15 protein-coding genes and 1 tRNA gene are annotated in these 21,091 nt (G+C 64.9%); 12 read left to right on the forward strand and 4 right to left on the reverse strand.

What is annotated here, in order from left to right; genetic code table 11:
* Positions 1-165: 165 nt before the first annotated feature.
* Genes CCC_RS19705 through CCC_RS19740 form a run of 8 tightly spaced genes read left to right on the forward strand, consistent with a single transcriptional unit; the run spans position 166 to position 11,990 of the window.
* Positions 166-1,035, forward strand: coding sequence for a WYL domain-containing protein (locus CCC_RS19705; protein ID WP_009869091.1), 870 nt, complete (start codon positions 166-168; stop codon positions 1,033-1,035).
* Between the two features lie 3 nt (positions 1,036-1,038).
* Complete coding sequence (locus CCC_RS21395; protein ID WP_052473385.1) at positions 1,039-3,342, forward strand: sigma-70 family RNA polymerase sigma factor; 2,304 nt, start codon at positions 1,039-1,041, stop codon at positions 3,340-3,342.
* Between the two features lie 59 nt (positions 3,343-3,401).
* Positions 3,402-4,850: an ATP-binding protein gene (locus CCC_RS19715; RefSeq protein WP_009869089.1), complete on the forward strand. Its 1,449-nt coding sequence runs from the start codon at positions 3,402-3,404 to the stop codon at positions 4,848-4,850.
* A gap of 1 nt (position 4,851) precedes the next feature.
* On the forward strand, positions 4,852-7,716 hold the full coding sequence (locus tag CCC_RS19720; RefSeq protein ID WP_009869088.1) for a Z1 domain-containing protein: 2,865 nt from the start codon (positions 4,852-4,854) through the stop codon (positions 7,714-7,716).
* Positions 7,700-8,719, forward strand: a complete 1,020-nt coding sequence (locus CCC_RS19725) for a PD-(D/E)XK motif protein (protein ID WP_009869087.1) — start codon at positions 7,700-7,702, stop codon at positions 8,717-8,719. Before CCC_RS19720 ends, CCC_RS19725 begins: the two co-directional genes overlap by 17 nt.
* Entirely contained in the window at positions 8,720-10,489 is a 1,770-nt protein-coding gene (locus CCC_RS19730) for an AIPR family protein (protein WP_009869086.1), read from the forward strand.
* Positions 10,490-10,504: 15 nt separating this feature from the next.
* Entirely contained in the window at positions 10,505-10,978 is a 474-nt protein-coding gene (locus tag CCC_RS19735) for a very short patch repair endonuclease (RefSeq protein ID WP_009869085.1), read from the forward strand.
* Positions 10,979-11,015: 37 nt separating this feature from the next.
* The gene (locus CCC_RS19740; protein ID WP_041042780.1) at positions 11,016-11,990 is read left to right on the forward strand and encodes a DNA cytosine methyltransferase; all 975 of its coding nucleotides are present in this window, start codon (positions 11,016-11,018) and stop codon (positions 11,988-11,990) included.
* Positions 11,991-12,265: 275 nt separating this feature from the next.
* On the opposite strand, the gene CCC_RS19745 is transcribed toward CCC_RS19740, so the two are convergent.
* Positions 12,266-12,357, reverse strand: a tRNA-Ser gene (locus CCC_RS19745).
* Between the two features lie 202 nt (positions 12,358-12,559).
* Here CCC_RS19745 and CCC_RS19750 point away from each other — a divergent pair.
* Entirely contained in the window at positions 12,560-13,399 is an 840-nt protein-coding gene (locus tag CCC_RS19750; RefSeq protein WP_041042781.1) for a hypothetical protein, read from the forward strand.
* A gap of 19 nt (positions 13,400-13,418) precedes the next feature.
* On the opposite strand, the gene CCC_RS19755 is transcribed toward CCC_RS19750, so the two are convergent.
* The gene (locus CCC_RS19755; protein WP_009869082.1) at positions 13,419-14,093 is read right to left on the reverse strand and encodes an MBL fold metallo-hydrolase; all 675 of its coding nucleotides are present in this window, start codon (positions 14,091-14,093) and stop codon (positions 13,419-13,421) included.
* Between the two features lie 117 nt (positions 14,094-14,210).
* Between CCC_RS19755 and CCC_RS19760 the strand changes: the two genes are divergently transcribed.
* Positions 14,211-15,107 carry an LOG family protein gene (locus CCC_RS19760; protein WP_009869081.1) on the forward strand — a complete coding sequence of 299 codons (897 nt, stop codon included), beginning with the start codon at positions 14,211-14,213 and terminating at the stop codon, positions 15,105-15,107.
* 489 nt (positions 15,108-15,596) lie between these two features.
* Here CCC_RS19760 and CCC_RS19765 read toward each other — a convergent pair whose 3' ends face one another.
* Entirely contained in the window at positions 15,597-16,187 is a 591-nt protein-coding gene (locus CCC_RS19765; protein WP_009869080.1) for a hypothetical protein, read from the reverse strand.
* Positions 16,188-16,354: 167 nt separating this feature from the next.
* On the opposite strand from CCC_RS19765, the gene CCC_RS19770 reads away from it, so the two are divergent.
* Positions 16,355-17,557 (forward strand): MFS transporter, encoded by a 1,203-nt coding sequence (locus CCC_RS19770; protein ID WP_009869079.1) that lies wholly within the window; start codon positions 16,355-16,357, stop codon positions 17,555-17,557.
* Between the two features lies 1 nt (position 17,558).
* On the opposite strand, the gene CCC_RS19775 is transcribed toward CCC_RS19770, so the two are convergent.
* Positions 17,559-20,093 carry an EAL domain-containing protein gene (locus CCC_RS19775; RefSeq protein WP_041042782.1) on the reverse strand — a complete coding sequence of 845 codons (2,535 nt, stop codon included), beginning with the start codon at positions 20,091-20,093 and terminating at the stop codon, positions 17,559-17,561.
* 187 nt (positions 20,094-20,280) lie between these two features.
* Between CCC_RS19775 and CCC_RS19780 the strand changes: the two genes are divergently transcribed.
* Positions 20,281-21,072, forward strand: a complete 792-nt coding sequence (locus tag CCC_RS19780; protein WP_041042783.1) for an Hpt domain-containing protein — start codon at positions 20,281-20,283, stop codon at positions 21,070-21,072.
* Positions 21,073-21,091: the final 19 nt, after the last annotated feature.

Raw genomic sequence — 21,091 nt, forward strand, 5'->3', positions numbered from 1 at the left:
GCAGAATGTGACGCTACATTCTGCTGGGTGACCTTGGTCGTTATTCATATGCCGCTTTCGGGGGGGTTATCCCGATCTTGACACGCCTCACGGTTGCTGAGATAAAAACTAGACGGTTTTGACGTCCTGTCCCGTCAGGTTTCTATGATAGCTTCGGGGGATGGCGTGCCCAAGCAGGACCTCAGGTGGGGGGTGAGGCGGCGGCTCGAATTCATCGAGCAGCGTCTCTTCTGGGAAGGCAGGGTCAACCGCCACGACCTCTCCGAGGCGTTCGGCATCTCCTCCCAGCAGGCGTCGGCGGACTTCGCCCGGTATCTTGAGATCGCCCCTGCGAACGCCACCTACGACCGTTCGGCCAAAGGATACGTGCGCGGCCCCGCCTTCTCGCCGACGTTGGCCGAACCCGACGCCTCCCGCTATCTCGCGCATCTCCGGCTCGTCGGCGATGGCGTCGTTGAATCCCCGATGCCTGGACTGTCCTTCATGCCCGAGTTCGACGTCGTCCCCGGTCCGGCGCGCAGGATCGACGCCCGGGTGCTCCAAGCCGTTGTGGAGGCCATTCGCGATGGCCGGGAGATCGAGGTCTCATACCAGTCAATGTCGCGTCCCGAGCCGGAGCGCCGATGGATAGGCCCCCACGCACTCGCCTGGGACGGGTTCAGGTGGCATGTCCGCTCCTGGTGCCCGAAGACCGTTGGTTTCCGGGATTTCGTCCTTGCCCGGATGTCCGCCCCAAGCGGCACCCGTCGGGGAAGCGGCGACCCGGGGACCGACAAGGGATGGCACAACCGGGTGCGTGTGATCATCGGCCCACACCCCGGGCTGTCGGAGGGGCAGCGGAAGGCGGTGGAGGCAGACTATTCGATGACGGGTGGGGTTTCCGTGATCGATGTCCGCACGTGCTTCCTCTGGTATTTCCTCCGGCGCTTTGGCCTCGATGGGGACGCGGCGTCGCGACGCCCGCAGGACCAGCACGTCGTTCTGCTGAACAGGGATGACGTCCTGGCGACCTTTGCGGAACGGCAGGATGTCTGACCGATGAACCAACAGACCCCCGTTGAGCCGAAGCGAATGACGCCGGTCCTCCGGATGGCGGTGCTGTCCGGCGTCAAGGCGTCGGTGCAGTTGCATCTCCGCCTCGGGGGAGCGGTCGACGCGGTGGACGACAAGGGACGCACGCCGCTCATCCTCGCCGCATCACGGGGGCACGCCGAGATATGCCGGCTCCTGCTCGATGCGGGCGCCGATCTCGCCCGCATCGACATGGAGGGCAAAGACGCGCTGCAGGCGGCGACCGCCAAGGGGCACCATGCCGTAGCCGAGCTAATCCGGGCCTCCGCGGCGTCCCTTTCGGCCCCTACGCCGGTTCCGGTGGCCGTGGTCGACGATCCCGATGCCCGCGATGCCGGAGGAGGCGTTCGCGCGGGCCCGCCGACATCCGAACCTGTGCCTGAGGAAGCGGAAACCGAACCGGTCGTCGACGTGATTGAAGCCGTCGAACCCGATCCTGTGCCGGAAGCCGCCCCCGTCGGGGCCGTCGCGGAGCCATCCACGGCGGCTCCGGAGGGTGTGGCGGGCGAGCTCGTCCCTGCGGACGTATCGTCCTTTTCGCATTCCCGGCATGATGCCGAAGAGTTCGATCTGTCGGGTTGGGAGGAGGAGAAGGATTCCCCGCCTCCACCGGCCGATCCGACCTGCGCCGACCGAGCGGACGAGCTTCAGCGACGCCTCTCGCTCCACGTTCCCATCGACCTGGACGCGGGTTGGGACGACGTCGATATCGATCTTCCCGACATCCTCGTCTCCGTGCGCCGCAGGGCGAAGCTCGACGGCGACGAGGAAGCCGCTCTCAGGGAACTTGTCCTGGTAGCCGTCGCGGACGGGCGGATCAGGGGCGAATTCCTTGCCTTGGTCGCGCCGCGTGACCAGGACGATCCCGACGTGCCCGACCCGGACTGCCTCGCCAACCTCCGGGTGATGCTCGGCGACATGGGGGTCGTCGTCGACGACGATCCATTCTCGCCCGACCGGCCGAGCGAAACCGGCGCCTCTGACGACGAAGATGATCGCTTCCAAGACGAGGTGGCGGAGGGGCTGGCGTTCCTTCGGAACCTCAATTCCAACAGGGCCGACCCTTTGACCCACTACATCGGCGGCCTGCCCCGCGACCGCCTGACCCGCGACGACGAGGCCTCGCTCGCCATGGAGATCGAACGCGGCACCAAGGCCGCGCTCGCGGCGGTGGCGATGAGCCCAGCCGCGGTTTCCGAGCTTCTCACCGCGGTCGAGGCGGTTATCAGAGGGGAGACGCCTCCCCAGGACGTTCTGGAGTCTGATGATGAGGAGCGCGAGGACGACGACGACGCGGTCCTCGACGAGGACGGCGGTCCGGGAGTGGACGGCGACGACATGTTGACGGGACATCCGCTTCAGCCGGAACTGATGTTCCGTCTGGAGGCGATCCGCGACCTCTGCCGCAGGCTCTCTCAAGGGCAGGACGGCGGTTTCGCCGAGCGGCTGGGGGACCGGCTGGCCGCCCTCGGCCTTTCGCATGCCTTCGTGGCCCGGCTTCGCCGCGCCGTCGAGACGGACCCCTCGGGAGGCGAGGCGCGCCGCCGGATGGAGGCCGGACTCGAAACGGCGCGGAGGGCCAGGGAGAGGTTCGCCCTCGCCAACCTCAAGCTGGTCGTCTGGGGCGCCAAGAAGTTCGGAGGCCTGACTTGGCCTGACAGGATACAGGAGGGCAATCTCGGCCTTCTCAAGGCCGTGGAGCGGTTCGACCACCGCCGCGGAGCCAAGTTCTCCACCTACGCGACCTGGTGGATCAAGCAGGCGGTCACCCGGGCCGTCGCCGACAAGGGCCGCACCATCCGGATTCCCGTGCATGCGCAGGAGGCTATGCGCAAGCTGCGGCGGGCGCAGAACGAGGTTTTCGCGCTCACGGGCCGCGAGGCTCTTCCGGAGGAGGTCGGCGAACTGACCGAAATCCCACTGGCGAGGGTCCGAAGGTTCCTCGCCGTCGCCGAGGAGCCGGCCTCCCTCGACGTCGAGGAGGTGGGCCTCCATGCGGCGGAGATGGCGTCCCGGGAGCCGGACCCGGAGGAGAGGCTCGCGGTCGCGGAGATCAAGGCGATGGTCAGGGGGCAGCTTGAACTCCTGCCCCCGCGCGAGGCCACGGTGATACGCCTGCGGTTCGGCATCGGATGCGAGAGGGAGTACACGCTTGAGGAGATCGGACAGCAGTTCGGCGTCACCCGCGAACGCATCCGCCAGATCGAGGCCAAGGCCCTCAGGAAGCTGAGCCACCCGGGCCGGATCAAGGCCCTACAGGGATGCAGATGATGGAACGCAATGCGACACCCCCTGTAAAGTCCCGCCCGGCGCCTCCGCGCGCCTCCGCCATGATCGAAGCGTTGCGGGGACTCGGATATTCGACGGCCACGGCGCTTGCCGACATTATCGACAACAGCGTGTCCGCCAATGCCCGCAATGTCTCGCTGACCTTCGGATGGGCTGGCGAAAGGAGCCATGTCGTCATCCTCGACGACGGCGACGGGATGGACGCCGCAGCACTCGACCTCGCCATGCGCCTCGGCGAGCGCAGTCCCATCGACGAGCGGGAGGCGGGGGACCTCGGCCGGTTCGGCTTGGGCCTGAAGACAGCTTCCTTCTCCCAATGCCGCAGTCTGACCGTGGCTTCGGCGAAGGCCGTCGAAATCCACTGCCTGCGATGGGACCTCGACGTCCTCGCGGCTTCCGCCGACGACGGATGGCATCTGCTGGAGGGACCTGCCGAGGGTTCCGAGGACATGCTGTCCCCGCTGGCCGACGTCGGCAGGGGAACTCTGGTTTTGTGGCAGGCACTGGACCGCATTGTCACGCCCGGCTTCAAGGAACAGGATTTCCTCGACCTCATCGACGGCGTGGAGCGGCACTTGGCCATGGTCTTCCATCGGTATATGGACAGCCCGCGCCCCAGGCTCCGGCTGACCATCAACGGGCGGCCCATTGCCCCGTGGGACCCCTTCATGGCCTCCCATCCCGCCACATACAGCTCTCCCGTCGCCCGGCTGGGGGACGTCGAGGTGCAGTGCCACGTCCTGCCGCACAAGGACCGCCTGACACCCGATGAGGCCGAGTCCGGCGGCGGCCCGCACGGCTGGACGGCCCAGCAGGGATTCTATGTCTACCGGAACGAGCGCCTGCTGGTGGCCGGAAGCTGGCTCGGCCTCGGCCAGAGACGCTCGTGGACGAAGGAGGAGGCCCACCGTCTGGCCCGGATCAGGCTGGACATCCCGAACTCGGCCGACGCAGCTTGGAAGATCGACATCAGGAAGTCGACGGCGAGGCCGCCGGTCGGAATAAGGGCGGCCCTCACTAGGCTTGCAGAGGATGCCCGTTCGCGCGCCCGGAAGGTTTTCGCCCACCGCGGCCAGCCTGTCCGCGTCGGTGGGGCGCAACCCGTCGTCCAGGCATGGCGGGCCGAGCACTTCAAGGGGGGGATGCGCTACCGCATCGACGACTCACACCCGGCCGTCCGAGAGGTGCTCGACCAGGCAGGCGACCTTGCCCCGCAGATCAAGGCGATGATCAGGGTGATCGAGGAGACCGTCCCTGTGCAGCGCATCTGGCTGGACACCGCAGAGGGCAAGGAGACGCCGAGGACGGGCTTCTCGGGCGATCCGCCGGCAGAGGTCCGCTCTGTCCTGTCGGCGGTCTACCGGAACCTCGTAGTCAGGAAGGGCATGTCGCCCGAACTCGCCCGGGAGCGCCTTCTCCACACTGAACCTTTCCATAACTACCCGGAGCTTGTCGGGAGCCTGCCCGACGACCCGGCCGCAGGGGGATGACATGACGTCCGCAGCCGAAGAGACCCGCCAGAGGGTCGTCAAGCTGGTGCAGGAACTGCTGGTCGACGAGGATGACAGGTCAGCGGTCACCCCCGCCCTGATCTCCGAGAAGATCGACCTCGTCCTCACCATGAAGCCGAAGTGGGGCGAGGGCCTTGACCGCGAGGCGGTGACCGACGAGCTGATCCGCCGGTTCAGCCTGTGGATCGGCGAGGACACGACCCTGAAGAGCGACGCCGGCCACGAGGCGTGGCTGGTGGCCACCCGCAAGCGGGACTGGAGATACTGGCAACGCTACCGGGAATGGCTTGAGCGCAGGCTGTCCTACAAGGCGGTGGAAGCCCTCGACAAATCCACGGACCCGGTCCTCGCCATGCTTGAGGATCCGCTCCGCGAAGGGGCGTGGGACCGGCGCGGCCTCGTCGTTGGCCACGTGCAGTCCGGCAAGACAGGCCATTACAGCGGCCTGATCTGCAAGGCTGCCGACGCCGGCTACAAGATCATCATCGTCCTCGCCGGCCTGCACAACAACCTGCGTTCCCAGACCCAGATGAGGCTCGACGAGGCTTTCCTCGGATACGAGACCAAGCCCAACCACGAGGACACCCTGCCGATCGGCGTCAGCGAGATCGACGGCGACCCGGCGATCCGTCCGAACTATGCCACGAACCGCACGAACGGCGGCGACTTCAACGCCGGCATCGCCCAGAAGCTTGGCATCACGCCGGAGCAGCGTCCCTGGCTGTTCGTGGTCAAGAAGAACAAGACCGTGCTGGAGCGTCTCCTGCGCTGGATTCGCAACCATGTCGCCAACGTCCACGACCCAGAGACGGGCCGCCGGATCGTGACGAACCTGCCGCTGTTCCTCATCGACGACGAGGCCGACCACGCCAGCGTGGACACCGGCGAGACCGTGCTGGATTCAGACGGCAAGCCCGACCCCGACCACCAGCCCACGGCGATCAACAGACTGACCAGGCGGATCCTCCATTCCTTCTCCCGGTCCGCCTATGTCGGCTACACCGCCACACCGTTCGCCAATATCTTCATCCACGAGCGGGGAGAGACCCGCGAGGAAGGCCCGGACCTCTTTCCGGCCAGCTTCATCGTCAACCTCGCGGCTCCGTCGAACTACATCGGCCCGGGGAAGGTCTTCGGGACGAGCGGCAAGGAAGGCCGCGACGGCGGGCTTCCCCTGGTGAGGCAGGTCGATGACTACTGCACGTCCGACGGTCTGGGCGGGTGGATGCCGCCCAAGCACCGTAACGGCCACCAGCCCCTCGTCGACGGAGAGGACACGCTACCCGGGTCGCTTAACGAGGCCATCGACGCCTTCGTGCTGGCCTGCGCGATCCGTAGGCTGCGGGGACAGGCCGACGGGCACAGTTCCATGCTCGTCCACGTCACCCGCTTCACCTCCGTGCAGAAGGCCGTCCATTCGCAGGTGGATGAGCGCGTACGACACATCAAGCAGCGGCTGACCCGTCGCATCGGCCACGAGCCGGTCGTCGCTGCGCTCAGGGGGCTTTGGGAAAGGGATTTCCAGCCGACGACCTCGGACATGGCCGAAGCCCATCCCGATTTGGTGAACGGCGACACGTTCGGCTGGAGGGAGATCGAAGCCACGCTGGCGGACACGATCTCCGACATCCAGGTCCGCATGATCAACGGCACGGCAAAGGACGCCCTCGACTACGCCGACCACGACGGCGCGGGCCTCAAGGTGATCGCCATCGGCGGCGACAAGCTTGCCCGAGGACTGACGCTCGAAGGACTGACCGTCAGCTACTTCCTCCGCGCGTCGAAAATGTACGACACCCTCATGCAGATGGGCCGCTGGTTCGGCTACAGGCCGGGCTATCTCGACCTCTGCCGCCTCTACACCACAGGAGAGCTCTGCGAGTGGTTTGGCCACATCGCGGACGCCTCCGAGGAGCTCCGCGAGGAGTTCGACCTCATGGCCGCCAGCGGAGCCACACCGCGGGAGTACGGACTGAAGGTGCAGTCCCATCCCGTGCTTCTCGTGACGTCACGGCTAAAGATGCGCTCGGCCCGGAACCTGATGCTGTCGTTCAGCGGCCAGCTCCTCGAAACCGTCGCATTTCACCGGGAGCGCGACGTTCTCGAACGCAACCTCGCCGCGGCCCGGCGGCTGGTGTCGTCGCTCGGCGCGCCCGAGGAGAACCCCCTCAGGATCAGGAATGGAACCAAGCAGGTATGGCGGGGATACCTGTGGGAGGGCGTCCCGGCGGCCGACGTCGTCGATTTCCTCATCGCCTACAGGACTCACCCGGAGGCCCACAAGGTCAACAGCGTCCTGCTTTCCCAGTTCATCCAGTCGCTCATGGCCGAGGGGGAACTGACGAACTGGACAGTCGCCCTTATCGGCGGCGGCGACGGGAAGCAGGCGGCGTTCCGCGACGGAGTCTCCGTCGACATGCTTCGGCGCGCCGCACACGGGGCCCACACCGACCGCTACTCCATCCGGCGCCTGATGTCGCCTCGCGACGAGGCGATCGACCTGGACGAGGCCGCGTGGAGCGTCGCGCTCGCCGTCACGCGGGCCGCGTTCCACGCCGACCCCGCGAGGCACGGGTCAGGCGAGCCGCCCGACGCCCCCAACGGCCCGGCCATCCGGCGCATCAGGGGATTCGGCGGCGAGGGCGTTCCCGCCCGGCCCGACCGCGGCGTGCTGTTCATCTACGCCATCGATCCCGACCTCGCCGGGCCGGAGGCGGGGCTGCCGCCCGACGCGCCGCCGGTGGTCGCCTTCGCCGTCAGCTTCCCCGACAGCAGGTCGGGAACCAAGGTGGAGTACAAGGTCAACAACGTCGCATGGGAGCAGGAATATGGCGCCGCAGACTGACGCCGAGAGCCTGCGCCAAGCGTGGCGGGCGCTCTCCTGCAAAGGCGGCGGAGAGGGGTGGCGGACGATCCCCATCCAGTTGGACGCCCCTTGCCGCCTGCTGGCAGGTCGGCACTGCCCAGGCGACGAAGAGGCTATCATCGTCGGCTTCCGGGGCATAAGGCTGCCCCCGGACGCCCATCTCCCGCAAGGGCACGGCTTCGGCGTGGCGAAGCCCTCCGGCGAGGCGTTGGGAGCGTCGCACGCATGGCTTGCCCTGTCCCGCAAGGCGGCCGGCGGCATCGACCTGTTCGCCATGATGGCGGGGGATGTGGTGCGGCTGCTTGAAGGGTGCGCCGACGTGGGTGAGGAGCGGCTCTTCCAGCTCTTCCTGTCGAGAATCCGGGCATGGCAGGATTTCATGGAACGCGGCCAGGACGGCGTGCTGGGCCAGGAGGCCGAAGTCGGCCTCTTCGGCGAGATGGTCGTCCTGAAATCGGTGCTCGATGCAGGCGTGCCTGCCACATTCGCCCTCGACGCATGGCAGGGGCCGCTCGACGGCCTCCAGGACTTCCTTGTCGGCTCGGGAGCCATCGAGGTGAAGACGACCCTGTCCGCCAGCGGCTTCCCTGCGACCGTCAATTCGCTTGAGCAGCTTGACGAGACCCTTCGCCAGCCTCTCTACGTGGCCGGGGTGCGCCTCGCGCTCGGCGGGGCCGGCATGACCCTGCCGGAGTTCACCGACGTGATCCGGGAGGTACTGAAGGACCAGCCGATGGCCCTCGGGATGTTTGAGAGCCGCCTCGTGCGGGCCGGCTATCTCCGGGCGCTTGCCGACAAGTATGTCCGCAGGTTCGTGCATTCGGGAACCGCGGTCCTGCCCGTCGAGGGCGATTTTCCGAGGCTGACGCGGATGAATGTCGGCCCCGGCGTCAGGAAGGCGCGCTACGAGGTCGATCTCGACCTTTCCGGCGTGGACGACGTCGGCCTTGTCCACGCGCTTGAGAAGTTGGGGGGAATGTAGATGGAGCTTGAGGATTTTCTTCGGCAGACCCAGGCCGAGGTCAGGGGCGAGACCGACGTGCCGTACCCCGAGCTCGTCTTCGCCGAGGTCGTGATGCAGCATATGGCGGACGTCGGCATGACCTTCGAGCCGGTCGTCTGCCACTATCTCCACACCGGCAGGGGGAACGTGGGAACGCTGCGGCTGAGCGGATACGCCATCTCGGAGGATGCGGACCAGATCGACCTGTTCGTCAGTCTCTACGCCGGGGTGGACACGGTCACCACCATCTCGGACGTCGACACCAAGACTGCGGCGGAACAGTGCATCCGTTTCCTCTCCCGGGCGGCGGACGGGAGCCTGCTCAAGGACATGGAGGAGACCCACGAGGCCTACGGTCTGGTGCTCAACATCAAGGAATCCTACGAGAGCCTGGACCAGATACGCATCTACGTCCTCACCGACCGGCTGGCCAAGGCGAAAAACTTCAAGGCGCGCGAGGTGAAAGGGAAGACAATCAAGCTTGAGGTCATGGACATCGAGCGCCTTCACCGCCATTGGTCGTCGGGCAAGCCCCGCGACGAACTGGTGGTGAACTTCGAGGAGGTTTCGGGGGGCGCGTTGCCTTGCGTGTATGTGCCCGGCCAGATGGCGGACTACGACTACGCTCTGACAGCCATCCCCGGCGAGGCGCTGAGGTTCGTCTACGAGAAGTACGGCGCCCGCCTGCTTGAGGCGAACGTCCGCTCGTTCCTGTCGGTCACCGGCAAGGTGAACCGCGGCATCCGGGACACGCTGCGGGATGACCCCGAAAAATTCATGGCCTATAACAACGGCATCGTCCTCGTGGCCGACGAGATCCATCTCGGCAAGACCGACGACGGCGCCCCCGGCATCCTCTGGCTGAAGGGCATGCAGGTGGTGAACGGCGGCCAGACGACGGCATCCATCTACTTCACCAAGAAGCGGGTTCCCGAGGTCGATCTGCGGCGTGTCCGCGTCCCCGCCAAGATCATCATCCTGAAGTCGAAGGACGGCCCGGACGAGGAGGCCCTCATCTCGGACATCTCCAAGTACGCCAACAGCCAGAACGCCGTGAAAATGTCCGACCTGTCCGCAAACAAGCCGTTCCATGTCGAGATGGAACGGCTCGCCCTGTCGACCTACTGTCCGGACGGCGTCGGCCGCTGGTTCTACGAGCGCGCGGCGGGAAGCTACAACACGATGCTGGCGCGGGAAGGCGCCACGCCTGCCAAGCTCAAGGCGCTCAGGGAGGCGATCCCGCCCGCCCGGAAGATCACGAAGACGGATTTGGCGAAGTATCTCCACGCTTGGGACAGCAAACCCCACCACGTCAGTTTCGGTTCCCAGAAGAACTTCGAGCGGTTCATGGAAGGGTTCAAGGAGGTCGACGGACAGCCTGCGGTCCCGTTGCCCGGCGTGACCGAATACAGGCGGATGATCGCCAAGGCCATCATCTTCAAGAAGGTCCAGAAGCTGGTCCGCCCCATGTTCCCGGCCTTCCAGGCGAACGTGGCCGCGTATGCAGTCTCGGTCCTCGCCGACCGCCTTGGTCCGCGGATGGATCTCGACGGAATCTGGACCCGTCAGGACCTGTCCATGCGGCTGCAGGACCAGATCATGGTTTGGGCCAAGGAGGTCAACGACGTATTGCACCGTACGGCCGGCGGCAGGATGATCTCCGAATGGGCGAAGAAGCTGGAATGTTGGGAGGCAGTTCGCGAACACCCGTATTCGACTCCTATGGACGGCATCCCAGAGTTGCGCTGACGGCGGGAGGATCCAATGGCCGACGTCGTGTCCAAGGAGGTCCGCAGCAGGATGATGGCGGGCATCCGGGGAAAGGACACAAAGCCGGAGATGATCGTCCGGCGGGCGCTGACCGCCGCGGGGGTCCGCTACCGCCTTCACCGGAAGAACCTTTCGGGAGCGCCCGACTTGGTGATGTCCGGCCGACGCGCCGTCATCTTCGTTCACGGCTGCTTCTGGCATCGGCACGAGGGATGCCGCCACGCGAAGCTTCCGTCTTCCAACGCCGAGTTCTGGAGGGCGAAGCTGGATCGCAACGTCGAACGGGACAGGAAGGCGGTCGCCGAGCTCCTGGCGGCGGGCTGGCGAGTGCTCACCGTCTGGGAGTGCGCCACCAGGCGCGGCGTGGGTTTCGACCTGCAAAGGCTTCTCGTAGGGTGGCTGGAAGGTTCCGAAAGAAATGCCGAAGTACCGGCCCCAAGGGAGTTTGTGGACGGAAGCGGTCAATAAGGTGGAAAACAGCTCCCCGAGCAGGTAATTGTTGGCGATGCGACTGAGGACGATTGATCTTTTCTGCGGCGGCGGCGGAAGCAGCTGGGGCGCGAAGAACGCGGGGGCGGAAATCGTCTGCGGCGTCGATGCATGGGATGTTGCGACCAGCACCTACGAGGCGAACTTCGCAGGTGCGAGGGCTCTCAACGTCAGGATGGCGGAGGACACCGGCCCGTCCATTCTCGGCGAGGTCGGCGAGATCGATCTGCTCCTCGCCTCGCCGGAATGCACCAACCATACCTGCGCCAAGGGTTCCCGCCCGCGTGACGAGGGAAGCAAGAAGACCGCCCATTATGTCACGAACTTTGCGAGGGAGCTGAAACCCCGCTGGGTCGTGGTCGAGAACGTGATCCACATGCGTAGCTGGGATGGCTACGATCCGCTGATTTCCGATCTCGAAGGGCTGGGCTACAACGTCTTCCCGCAGGTGCTTGAGGCCACAGACTTCGGAGTCCCCCAGTCCCGGCGGCGGCTGTTCCTTCTCTGCGACCGGGAGGCGAAGCCGCTCCCCCTCACCCCCTGCGGCCTTCCGTCGGGGACGGTGGGACAAGACATCCTGGTCGATGGCGGATGGCGGTCGCGGTCCCTCTACCGCCCCGGCCGGGCCGAAGGGACCATCGCCCGCGCCGAGCGGGCCATCGCCGCCCTGGGGCGGGGCGTGCCGTTCCTGATCGTGTACTACGGCTCCGACGGCAGCGGCGGCTGGCAGCCGCTCGACCGCCCGATCAGAACCCTGACAACGCTCGACCGCTTCGGTCTCGTCACATGGGATGGCGACGAGCCGATGCTCCGCATGCTCCAAGTGCCCGAACTCCGTCGCGCCATGGGATTCGGAAGAGGATACCGGCTGCCGTTTGGATCCCGGAGGGACCAAATCAGGCTGCTCGGCAATGGCGTGTGCCCGCCGGTGATGGAGGCGATAGTTCGGTCTTTGGTGTCAGGACAAAGTGCTTCGCTAGCAGCTGAATGATTTGACGCCAGACTCCCGCGCCCGTCAGTAAAAAGTTCGGAACGGTCAACAGCTTGTTGGCGTTCAACCTATTGATTCTCCAGGTATCTCAAAACCCGTACCGTTTGGCGCCAGTCAACAGCTGCTGGAGAAAAGCGGCTGGAGAGAAGAGAAAACAGCCCGGAGATTTGCGGCCGCAAGACAAGTCGGTCAACAGATACAGGCCGTAAACGGCGCAGAGCCTTGGGCTTTCGCCCAAGGCTCTATGCGTCAGAGAATCTATTCTTTGGAAGTAATGGCGGAGGGGGCGGGATTCGAACCCGCGCAGGGATTTAGGTCCCTGGACGATTTAGCAAACCGTTGGTTTCAGCCACTCACCCACCCCTCCGCAGAGGCGGTCGCTTACCGCATTGGCCGGAGCGACGTTTCTAACCAAAGCCAAAGCGGGCGTCAACGCTTCCTTTCCTATGATCGGCAAAGGAAATGCGAATGCCCTCCTTCAGTAGGGTCGGCCCTGGGTTGCGGCAAAGGCTGGGCCGTCGTAAGGTGGCGAGGGTTCGGGGAGCAGGCCGCTCCGATGGGGAGGAGGAATGCGTAGTACTTGGCCGTTTATCGCGGGAGCGATCATCGCCGGTCTGGTGACGCTTTTCACCATGCCGATTCTGGTGGCGACCGGCCTCATCATGATGGCCGCGGGATCGTTCGGCAAAGACGAGGCCGCCTTGTCGGGCGGGTCGGGCTTTTCCATGCGCGACGAGCGTGGACGCATCACATCGAAGCTGATCAACACCACCTACAGCATCGTCTCGGTTCCCATCACCGGCGAGCCCCGCCCGCGCCGCACCTTGCTGCGTCAACGGGTCACCGTGGGCGATGACGGGATCGGCAAGGCCAGCCTGTCTGCCTGGCTGGTGGGGGCGCCCTCGGAACTGCGCAAGGCGCCGCTGTTCCACATCAGCGTCGCGGCCCATTCGGCCAATCTGGGCGATGATTTCCTGTTCTGGACAGAGACGGCCGGGCGGCGCACCGCCTATTCCCTGGCCAATGGCGACTGGCTGTTCGACGCCGACATGCCCCTGGTGACCTTCGCCTTCGAGGCCGAAACCCGGCGCATGGCGGCTTTGTCGAAGGCGGACGAGGAATATTCCGCCAAGGGCGGCGTGGCGGTGTTCACCTATGCCGCGCCGGGGCGCGTCCTGCGCCGCGCGGTTCTGGTGGTCGATGATCCCATGCGGGCGGGCATGCTGCGCGCCACCTTGTCGGCCACCAAGCTGGTGACCTATACCGACGAGGCCTTGGGTGGGCGGATCGTGGAACTGCCCCTGGGCTCGGGCACGGTGCGTATTCCGGTTACGCCTACCGAAATGGATCTGCGCCGGGCCGTCGTCCCCGCCGGGATGCGGCTGGTGCCCATTCAGCTTTGGGGATAGGGCGCTTTTCCTTTTCCCCTTACCCCACCATCCGCCACCAGCGCCGCGCTTCCCGCGTCGCCCATTCCGGGCCGTGGCCCGAGAACAGCATGGCCTCGTCATCCAGCAGGCCCAGCAGGCGGTTGATGGAGGCCCACAATTGCTGCTCGCTGCCGCCCGGCAGATCGGTGCGGCCGACGCCATTGCGGAACAAGGTGTCGCCGGTCAGCACGAAGCCGCCGAAATCCAGGCAGATGCCGCCGGGCGTATGGCCGGGGGTGTGAATCACCCGCACCGGCGCGCCGCCCAGGGTCTCGGTGGGCTCGCCCGCGAAAGTCTCCAGACTGGCCGGGCCCTTTTGCGGCTGCCCGGTGAAGGTGCGGTTGAGGTCGCTGGAACTGGAGATCACCTGGGCCTCGTCGGCATGGGCGCGGGTGGAAATGCCCAGCGCCGTCTCCAGCTGATGGGCGGCGCCCAGATGGTCGGGATGGCCATGGGTCAGCCAGATCACCTGGGGTTTGGCGCCGGTGGCGGCGACCGCCTCCAGAATGCGTTCGGCATCCCCGCCGGGATCGACGATGGCCAGGCTATTGGTGGGCTTGTGCACCACCAGATAGCAGTTCTCGTACCAGGGCGGGCTGGTCACCAGCACCGTCAGGGAGAAATCGCCGAAATCGCCGAACTGCTGAAGGGTCATGCCAATGGTCTCGTCCATGAAGAATTCCCTCCCCTATAGCGAAGGCTGGCGCGGTTTCCAAGCAATGCTTTCGCCTTTACGCCATGGTAAGGGTGCATGGCCGATACTGAGGCCAGGATTTTGGAGATCTCTTTTATGCGCAAGACCTTCACCAGGCGCGGCCCCTTCGCATCGGCCCGGCGCGAGGTTTCCGAAACCGGCGAGCCGGGCGCATCCTCGGCCCAGACGGCCTCGCCCTCCTATCGTCTTGCCTTCGAGGATGTGGATTTCCTGCTGCGCCAGGATCTGCGCCCCGTCCGTCTGCAGCTCGAACTGCTGAAGCCCGAACTGCTGCAACAGCAGCACGGAATCAAATCCACCGTGGCGGTGTTCGGTTCGGCCCGTATCCCCTCGCCCGAACGCGCCCAGGCGGTGCTGGGCCAGGCCGAGGAGGCCGCCCGCAATCACCCCAAGGACCGCGAGGCCGCCCGGCGGCTGGCCGTGGCCCGGCGCATGGTGGCCAACAGCCGCTATTACGAGGAAGCCCGGCGCTTCGCCCGCATCGTCACCGGAACCTGCGCGGGTGAAAATGTCTGCGACTTCGTGGTCAAGACGGGCGGCGGGCCGGGCATCATGGAAGCCGCCAATCGCGGTGCCGACGATCTTGGCGGCAAATCCATCGGGCTGAACATCGTCCTGCCCATGGAGCAGGAGCCCAATTCCTATATCACCCCCGAACTCTGCTTCCGCTTCCACTATTTCGCCATCCGCAAGATGCACTTCCTGACGCGGTCCAAGGCGTTGGTGGTGTTTCCCGGCGGCTTCGGCACCCTGGACGAATTGTTCGAGGCCGCCACCCTGATCCAGACCGGTAAGATCGAACCCATCCCCATCCTGCTGTTCGGGCGCGAATACTGGGAACGGGTGATCAATATCGACGCCATGATCAGCGAAGGCATGGTCGCGGCCGAGGACAAGGACATCTTCACCTTCGTGGAAACTGCCGAAGAAGCCTGGAACTGCATCGCCGACTTCTATCGCCTGCCCAAATAGGGTGCGCACCCGATTTACAAGCACATAGGTATGAATACCATGGCGGCCGACAGCTAATCCCTGGGGAGGGATGGGCCGCCCCTCGATCCCCGCCGTTCACGGCCGGAGGATCGAGGCGGCGATACTTCGAAACATGATCCTTGGAAAGAGAGGCAAAGGGATTCATCCCTTCGCGCATCTCTGGGCCTCCTCTTACCCTAACCCGGAACACCTGCCTGCAGTGGGGGCGGATCGGTACGGCAACGGCGGCGCCAACCTGCTGGCGGTCTCTGCTAAAGCGTGATGCCTTAAATATGCATCACGCTTCAGCTTCATTTGTTTTGCCCTCTGCCTTAGCGGGCGCCTCCGCGCCCTTGGCCGCTCGCTCAATGCTCGCATCAGCACCGCGCCTCATATTTGAGGCTCGGTGCTCTAGAAACGACTCGCCGCCGCTTGAACCTGGGTGGGGCCATTGAAGCCGGGATGTGGTGGGCTGATCCCAGATTGGGGTCAGGCTTTTTTGCCCAGATCGGGCAGGAAGCCGCTCATGGTGGTGGTGTCGGGCTGGGCGGGAGCGGGAGGCGAGGGCGGCGCGGCGGCATCCGCCGCCGCCTGGGCTTCGGCTCCGGCGGCCTTGGCGGCGGCCAGGCTGGCCATGGCGGCGTCGAGGGAGGGATTGGCCTCGGGAGTCTTCATTTCGCGGCGCAACGCACCCAGCTTGGCGTCCACCTTGGTGATGACCTCGCGGTCCTCGTTCAGCGCCTTGGTCCAGTCCGCCCGGTCCTTGCGCAACATGTCTTCCATGGCTTCCAGGCGCTTGGTGAAGGGTTCGGTCAGCTCATGGAACTTGTTGGCGTTGGAGGTTTCCATGGCGATCTTGATCTTCTCGATTTCCTCGATGAGATCGCGCTTGATCCAGCGGCTTTTCTTGTCCAGGTCCTCGGTCATCTTGGTGAGGCGCTCATCCACCTCGGAATTGATCTGGACCTTCAGCTCATAGGCGTTTTTCACCAACTGAGCCATGTACATGAGCAGGCCGCCGCCAACGACCAGGATCACTCCCGCCGCGAGGCTGATGATGAGGACGGTCGTCATGCTCATGAAAAGGAACCGCCGGGGCCGGAGTAACAAGGCGTCTTCCACAATGTCGTTCAATCGCCTGCATGATGCAAGCCCGCCGCCCACAAGGCAGTGTTACGTTCATGTTGCCTTGCGCGCGATCGGGGTGCCAAAGTGGTCCGACCAGCCGCCAGTCCGGGTTTGTTTCCATGTCCTCCGCCGTTCCGCTTCGCTCCGCCAGGGCCTCGCTGGCTTTTTCCTGCGCCGGGCATGCCTATGCCCATATCTTCGAGCCCATCTTCTTCATCGTCGCCCTGTTTCTACCGGCCGAAACGGGACTTTCCTACGAGGAGGTGCTGGCCCTGATCGTGGCGGGCAAGCTGCTCTATGGTCTGCCCGCCCCCCTGGCCGGGTGGCTGGGCGACCGTTGGAGCACGGTGGGAATGATGGCGGTCTATTTCATCGGCCTAGGCCTGGCGGCCATCGGTGTCGGGCTGTCCCAGGGGCCGGTGATGCTGGCGGTGGGCTTGGGCTTCATGGGGCTGTTCGGCTCCATCTATCATCCGGTGGGGATCAGCTGGCTGGTCCGCAACGCCGTGGATAAGGGCAAGGCTATCGGGCTGAACGGCGTGTTCGGCGGGGTCGGTCCGGCCCTGGCGGGTGTGGTGGCGGGCGGGCTGATCGCCTTGTCGGGCTGGCGCGCCGCCTTCATCGTGCCGGGATTGGTGGTGCTGGGCACGGGCCTTTTGTTCCTGATCATGGTGGCCAAGGGCGTGGTGGTGGAAACCAAGTCCGACCGCAAGCCCGAACCGGCGGCCGGGCGGGGCGAGACGGTGCGGGCCGGGATCGTCTTGTCGGTGACCATGCTGTGCGCCGGTCTGGTCTATCAGGCCACCCAGCCTTCCCTGCCCAAATTGTTCGAGGAGCGGTTGGGCGAGTTCGGACTTTGGGCTGCGGCGGGCGGCGTAACCGTGGTCTATCTGCTGGCCGGTCTGACCCAGATCCTGGCCGGTCATCTGGCCGACCGCATGAGCCCGAAGCGCATCTATATGGTGGCGGCCCTGATCCAGGTGCCTCTGCTGCTGGGACTGGCCCATGCCAGCGGGCTGGGGCTGCTGCTGATCGCCGTGATGGCGGTGAGCTTCAACATGGCGGGCATTCCCGCCGAAAACCTGCTGCTGTCGCGCTATACGCCGTCCAAATGGCGTGGCACGGCCTTTGGCCTCAAATTCGTGCTGTCCTTTGGCGTCTCGGGTCTGGGCGTACCCATGGTGTCGCTGATCCGTGGGCATGGCGGCGGCTTCGAGACGGTGTTTTCCGTGCTGGCCGTCTCCGCCGCCCTGGTGGCCCTGGCCGCCTGGCAATTGCCCGGCGAGAGGGATCAGGACGCGGTTCCGGCGGCGGCGGAGTAGTTCACTCCTCCTTGCCCTGGGGCAGGAGGTTGCGGTCGAACAGGCTGATCAGATCCTCGCCCGAGACCGGGCGGCTGATCAGATAGCCCTGAACCTCGTCACAGCCCTTGGAGCGCAGGAATTCGGCCTGTTCCGGCGTCTCGACCCCCTCGGCGATGGCCTTGAGCTTGAGATTGTGGGCGAGGTTGATGATGGTGGACACGATCTCGGCCCCATCCTCGGTCACCTTGGACTGGCCGTCGAAGATGTCGTTGACGAAGGAGCGGTCCACCTTGAGCGCGTCGATGGGCATGCGCTTCAGGTAGCTGAGGCTGGAATAGCCGGTGCCGAAATCGTCGATGGAGATGCGCACGCCCATGGCGCGCAGCGCCTTCAAGACCCCCACCACCTCATCGACCCGCTGCATCAGCACGGTCTCGGTCAGTTCCAGTTCCAGATACTGGGGCGGCAGGCCGGTCTCGCGCAGCGCGCGGGCCACCACTTCGGGCACGTCGGTCTCGACGAATTGCTGGGCCGAGACGTTGACGGCGATGCGCACCGGCGGCAGGCCCAGATCCATCCAGTGCTTGCACTGGCGGCACGCGGTGCGCAGCACCCATTCGCCGATATCGGAGATCACGCCCATATTCTCGGCCAGGGGGATGAAGTCCACCGGCGAGACCAGTCCCATCTCCGGGTGATGCCAGCGCACCAGGGCCTCGACGCCCGACATGCGGCCATCTTCCGAGTCCACCTTGACCTGATAGACCAGGCGGAACTCGTCGCGGACCAGGGCGTGGCGCAACGAGGATTCCATGGTCAGCCGCTCGAACGAGCGGGCATTCATGGCCGGGGTGTAAAGCTGGAAGCTGTTGCGGCCCAGATCCTTGGCTCGGTACATGGCGGTGTCGGCGTTCTTGATCAGCGCCTCGACGCTGTCGCCGTCCTCGGGGTAAACGGCGATGCCGATGGAGGTGGTGACGTAAAGCTCGTTGTCATCGACCACGAAGGGCTGCTTGACATGGGCGATGACCCGTTCGGCCAGTTTGGCGGCATCTTCCATATGGTCGATCTCGGGCAGCAGGACGGTGAACTCGTCGCCGCCCAGGCGCGCCACCGTGTCGCCTTCACGGACGCAATGGCTGATACGGGCCGCCGTCTCCACCAGGACCTGATCGCCCACCCCATGGCCGAGCGAATCATTGATGCGTTTGAACAGGTCGAGATCCAGGAACATGATCGCCAGCTGCTGGCCATGGCGATGGGCATTGGCGATGGCGATCTGCAATCGGTCGGTGAACAACCTCCGGTTGGGAAGCGCGGTCAGCACATCGAAATAGGCGAGGTTCTTGATCCGCTCCTCGGTCTTCTTGCGCTCGGTGATGTCGCTGAAGATGGCGGCGTATTGGGTGAGTTCGCCTGATTCGTCGCGAATGACGTTGATGGTCAGCCATTCGGGATAGATCTCGCCGTTCTTGCGGCGGTTCCAGATCTCGCCCTGCCAGTAGTCCTGGGCGTCGAGCACCGTATACATGTGCTTGTAAAAGTCGTCGTCGTGATGGCCCGACTTCAGCACGTTGGGATTCTTGCCGATGATCTCCTCGGCCTCGTAACCCGTCATATGGGTGAAGGCGGGATTGACGAATTCGACCCTCTGATTGGCGTCGACGATCATGATGCCGTCCAGCGAGGCCTCGATGACCTTGCGGGCCAGATTAAGGTCCTTGCGCGAGCGCAACAGGGCGGCGTCGCGCTCTTTCAGGGCCTCGTCCAGGCGGTGGACATATTCGTATTGCAAGGTCGCCAGGATGTCCGAGAAGGACAAGACACCGATCAGTTCGCCATTTGCGTCGGTGATGCCGATATGGCGGATATTTTTTTGTTCGAGCATGGCGCGCGCGGCCAGCAGCGAGTCTTCCTCGGGAATGGTCAGCAGCGGGCGGCTGGCCACCTCGCCCACCGTGCGGGGAATGGCTTGGGTTCCGGCGATCAGGCGCAGAACATCGCGCTCGGTGATGATGCCGGGCGGCAGGGTCTCGTCGCCCAGCACGATAGCGGCATCGGCGCGGGCGTTGCGCAACTGCTTTACCGCCTGGGTCAGGCTGGCGTCGCTGGAAATGGTGACCATGGGCCGCGAAATGGCCGAGCGCACCGGGCGCAGCACCAGGAAGTGTTCGACGCCATGGCCGAGGATGATATCGCTCTGGCTGACGATTCCGATGGCGGCACCGGCATCGTCCACTACCACGAAATGGCGCACGCCCTCCAGCTTGAAGCGCATGCCGGTATCGCCGATGGTGCTGCTGGAATGGACGGTCTTGACCGGGGTGCTCATCACCTCGCTGATGGGGCGCTGAAACGCCGCCGGATCGGTAAGGTCAATGGCCAATGCATCGCGCTCGGTCCAGATTCCCACCGGCTTGCCGTTCTCGATCACCACAATGGACGAGCAATGGGCTGCCGCCATGGCCTGGGCGGCCTCAAGAATGGTGGATTTGGGCGAACAGTCGAGCAGAGTCTTCTGAACGATACGGTCAATGGTCTGGTCGGATGACACGGAAAATTTGTCCTGACTTGAAACATGCGCCCAACCGCCAGTTTCCCCTAACTCGCCGGACGGCGCAACTCTCCTGGGGGTCTGCGGCTGCGGTAAAACCATGGTCATAGCGCGCCGTCTCAGCTAAAGTGTTTTGCGGGTGTTCGGGTCGTTGTCCCAGGGATTATGGAAAGGCGGATTCGCATCAATGTCGGATTCTGCGAATGGTCATCACGGCAGGAATGCCCAGGAAGTCGTCGAGCAGTTGCGGCTGGAATTCGTCGATGAGCTGACGGAAAGCCTGCAAAACCTCGACGTGGAAATGGACGCCGTGCGCAACGGACGGGGTGACTTCCGAAAGATGGTCACCGATTGCCGCCGTGCCGCCGTGCAGTTCCGGGGGCAGGCGGCAAATTACGCCATGCACCGTCTGGCCACCGTGGCCCACCGGCTGGAGGAATATCTGGCCAATACGCCCGAAGTGGCGCCGCCGCGCATCTGGGACGATCTCGCCGGGTATTTCGATCTGATGACCCGCATGGCCCAGGGCAAGGCCGCCGATGCCGATCCGGCCGCCTTGGTGCGATCTCTGCCCGCCAAGCTGGGCTTTGATCTCGGCGATATCGAGATTCGCAATGTGGAAGTGCTTCTGGTCATGCCTCACGGCGCCCAGACCCGCTTCGTCGAACGCGAATTGCAGCAATGCGGCTATCGTGTCTCGCTGATGGCCGACTCGCTTCGCGCCTTCGCCATGGTGGTGGAGACCAAGCCCGATCTGGTGATCATTTCCGCCATGATGCCCGATCTGGAGGGCATCGATCTGGCCATGGCCCTGTCCGCCATGCCCAGCACCCGCAATATTCCCCTGGCGGTGATCACCAGCCTGGACAAGGACGACGACATCCTCAAACTGCTGCCCAAGCGGATCCCCGTCCTGTTCAAGGGCGCCAGCTTCGCCGACGATCTGTTCAAGGCGCTGGATAATCTGTTCCTGATCTGAGGACCCCGTGCGGGCAGGA

The organism is Paramagnetospirillum magnetotacticum MS-1 (genome assembly GCF_000829825.1).
Taxonomy (GTDB): Bacteria; Pseudomonadota; Alphaproteobacteria; order Rhodospirillales; family Magnetospirillaceae; genus Phaeospirillum; species Phaeospirillum magnetotacticum.